This window comes from Nostoc sp. UCD121 (genome assembly GCF_014222285.1).
In the GTDB taxonomy this organism is placed as follows: Bacteria; Cyanobacteriota; Cyanobacteriia; order Cyanobacteriales; family Nostocaceae; genus Nostoc.
The window spans coordinates 1-351 of sequence record NZ_JACKZS010000548.1; the positions used below are offsets into that span (position 1 = coordinate 1).

Here is a 351-nt window from a genome sequence, read left to right on the forward strand (position 1 = left end):
AGTTCATCCACAGGATTTTCTGTGGTTTCCATCTGAATATAGGTTGAGTCCGTAGCTACATCTTCAAACAGCAGTTGTGGATTTTCATCGAAAGAGCCAAACAAATCATCTGCTTGTGCTTGGGCTGAATCTAAAGTTCCTGTAAGAGATAGTTCATCCACAGTATTCTCTGTGGTTTCCATCTGAATATAGGTTGAGTCCGTAGCTACATCTTCAAATAGCAGTTGCGGATTTTCATCGAAAGAGCCGAATAAATCATCTGGCTGTCCTTGGACTGAATCTAAAGTTCCTGTAAGAGATAGTTCATCCACAGTATTCTCTGTGGTTTCCATCTGAATATAGGTTGAGTCC

The 351-nt window shown here is 40.7% G+C and carries 1 protein-coding gene; it reads right to left on the reverse strand.

Annotated features, from left to right (window positions below):
* Window positions 1-351, reverse strand: a 351-nt coding sequence (locus GNF10_RS37430) for a hypothetical protein (protein ID WP_221644725.1), incomplete at both ends; no start/stop codon positions are given.